Here is a 2,919-nt window from a genome sequence, read left to right as displayed (position 1 = left end):
TATACAAAAATAATGATAAACAAACAAGTTCAATGATGCGATAAGTACTGAAATTATCACGTTGCTCTAATAGTGAACGAATTTATGGTAATTTAATACTCAGGTACTTATTGTTATGGATAACGTTAAAAATACCGACTTTAATTCACTAGCACGTAAGCAACAATTGATTCAAATGAGGATGCGACTCCTTGCGCTCGCTCATTTTCAAGATGGCAAGTCTAGAACGAAAATTGCACTCTCTTTAAAGGTGAGTAGAACGAGTGACACAAATGTGTTCAAGAGACTGGGTAAATATGATCAGTTAGTTTCCAGATTGGTATAACTTGGTTATATGAATTTAAATTTTGAAAAGACTTAATCGGTATAATGTGACTCTATACGTGAGCTTGACGTTAGTTAAAAGCTAACTAAGCTGTATGCATTCGGGTTAAATAGAAACTCATTATGAATAGTACTTAATAATATGAGTTTATTACATTGTATTACAAGGAGTTGATCTATGTCTGTTACAACAAAAGCACTTGATAATATGAGTCAAATGGTGGGTGGTTGGTCGCCTTTTAGGCCTCTTGATGATGAAGATTACCTTATATTTGATGAGGCGATGACAAACTTTGTCGGGGTGAGTTACACCCCTCATCAAGTATCAACCCAAGTGGTCAATGGGACGAATTATCGATTTGAGTGTGAAGCGAAAGTGGTTTCTCCATCTGCGGCGATTGAACATGCCTTGGTGCAAATTTATAAGCCTTTAGAAGGTAAAGCTCAACTTGTGAGCATTACGATAGAAAACGAGCATTCAAGCAATAGTCAAGCGTTATATGGTGGATGGTCTCCTTGGGGGCCATTAACTGCTGAGAGTTTGGAGGTATTTGATGCCGCGACTAGTAGGCTGTTGGGGGTAAAGTATACTCCGCTTGAGGTATCAACACAGGTTGTTGCAGGAGTTAATTATCGGTTTATATGTGAGGCCAGAGTGGTTATTCCACATGCACAGCCTTATAGAGTGATGATGGAAATTTTTCAACCGTTAGAAGGTGAGCCCATTATTACCAATATTAGAACTATTGCCTAGCGATACTGTTAGTTGTTTCTATTTTAATTTAAGTTCCTTTGTCATGTTTCGAGGAACTTTTTTCTTATTAAGAATGAATGAGCAACCATTATCATTCATTATAGTATTGTTAAAATTATTGAAGATGAGGCTAAATGATTTAATGAAGTTTCATATTTTTGGTATCTGTATTACCTCTATAGTTAATGATGAGAGTCAAAATATAAACTTGTCAGTTATCTTTGTCGAGAAAGTATTAAGTCCATCTTAACAGTTGAATAAACTGCGCTGATTAGTCGCTCGATTTTTATCCCCATCTGTGTTGAAATTTCTAGTCATAGCTCGCTACTACTTTTATAAAATAAGGTGTATTATTTATTTTTTTAGCTTGGATATTTCAGATATGGAATATCACAATCGCTGTTAATGTAGGATACATATGGCTGTTTTAGAAATCCTGACTGCACCGGTTCCTAGGCTTAAGCGTAAAGCTAAGCCTGTTGTGGATGTAGACTCTGTGCAGTCTCTTATCGATGATATGTTAGAGACCTTATATGCGACGAGTAATGGAATTGGTTTAGCCGCCATTCAATTAGGGCGAGCTGAGGCGGTGGTGGTTATTGATATTTCAGAGGAGCGTAATAACCCTTTGATTTTGATTAACCCTAAAATAGTGAGTGGTGAAGATAAAGTCATGGGGCAAGAAGGCTGTTTATCGGTTCCTGATTATTATGCTGATGTTGAGCGCTTTTCTTCAGTGTCTGTGTCTGCACTCGATCGTAACGGCAATGATATTATGATTGAGAATGATGATTTTCTTGCTATTGTCATGCAGCATGAAATTGATCATCTGCATGGAAATCTATTTATTGATTACTTATCCCCTTTAAAGCGTCAAAGAGCAATCAATAAAGTCATGAAACAGCGTAAAAAAGCGGGATAAAAAATGATGAACTTAGCACAAATTCATTCATCGGCATCATTTATGTTGAAGGCACTCTCTGTTGCTAAAAAGGCTTTACCTGCATGCCGTCCCAATCCGCCTGTGGGATGTGTACTCGTACGAGATGGCGAGATTATTTCAGAGGGCTTTACTCAAGCAATTGGCGGACATCATGCAGAAGTCATGGCGTTGGCCGCTTATACTGGTTCACTTGATGATGTTATTGCTTATGTCACGCTTGAGCCCTGTGCATTCGTAGGTAGAACCCCCTCTTGTGCGCAGGTGTTAGCGAGCAGTGGGATAAAACATGTGGTAGTCAGCATGTTAGATCCTGATTCAAGAAATAATGGCAGAGGTATCCATATTTTAAGAGAAGCGGGAATAGTGGTTGACATTGACATCGAGTCTGAACGTGTTCGCTCTTTTTTAATGCCTTATCTTGGGCATTCATGAGTATAGACTGAAATATAAATGAGCGCCTTTAGTCCCATAATTGTTGAGATAAGAGGCGCTTATTGACTAGAGGCAAATTTGTTGTCCTAAGATATGACAATCCCCGCTATTATTATCATGCTCCTTGCAACCAATGTAGGTGTTGGTATTGGAGCTGGCATTGGTATGGATATGAATAAGATCATTTTCAAGATAAGCTGATGTACCATTAATGAGACATTCACTGTCGGGTAGTGTGTCGCTTTGTCTAATGATATTGATGTGATCCCAATCGGGAAAGTCATCACTAGATACCGTTCCGTGTTCTAAATTACAAGCCGCACGGTTTGCAGCGTTGACTTTATCATCGGGGCAAGTGCAGGGCGGGAGCATACTTTGTCGGATAATTAACCAAAGAAAACTTTTGCCCTGTAATCATCGTCCCAACTCGCCTTTTTTAGCTTATTTCGCTGACTTGGCGCACCGC

General features: G+C 38.7%; 4 protein-coding genes. 3 read left to right on the top strand and 1 reads right to left on the bottom strand.

Going from position 1 to position 2,919, the window contains the following annotated elements; all coding sequences use genetic code 11:
- Positions 1–502 precede the first annotated feature (502 nt).
- From L2764_RS26545 to L2764_RS26535, 3 genes are all read left to right on the top strand, one after another.
- A complete protein-coding gene (locus L2764_RS26545; protein WP_248943343.1) occupies positions 503–1,078 on the top strand; it encodes a hypothetical protein in 576 nt (191 codons plus the stop codon).
- 418 nt (positions 1,079–1,496) lie between these two features.
- Complete coding sequence (gene def / locus L2764_RS26540) at positions 1,497–2,000, top strand: peptide deformylase (protein ID WP_248943342.1); 504 nt, start codon at positions 1,497–1,499, stop codon at positions 1,998–2,000.
- Between the two features lie 3 nt (positions 2,001–2,003).
- Complete coding sequence (locus tag L2764_RS26535; RefSeq protein ID WP_248943341.1) at positions 2,004–2,453, top strand: bifunctional diaminohydroxyphosphoribosylaminopyrimidine deaminase/5-amino-6-(5-phosphoribosylamino)uracil reductase RibD; 450 nt, start codon at positions 2,004–2,006, stop codon at positions 2,451–2,453.
- A 66-nt stretch (positions 2,454–2,519) separates the two neighbouring features.
- Here the strand turns inward: L2764_RS26535 and L2764_RS26530 are convergent, their stop codons facing one another.
- Positions 2,520–2,825 (bottom strand): hypothetical protein, encoded by a 306-nt coding sequence (locus L2764_RS26530; RefSeq protein WP_248943340.1) that lies wholly within the window; start codon positions 2,823–2,825, stop codon positions 2,520–2,522.
- Positions 2,826–2,919 lie beyond the last annotated feature (94 nt).

Source organism: Shewanella surugensis (genome assembly GCF_023284005.1).
Taxonomy (GTDB): domain Bacteria; phylum Pseudomonadota; class Gammaproteobacteria; order Enterobacterales; family Shewanellaceae; genus Shewanella; species Shewanella surugensis.
Note: the sequence above shows the minus strand (reverse complement) of the source record. Positions and strands in the feature narration are given on the sequence as shown.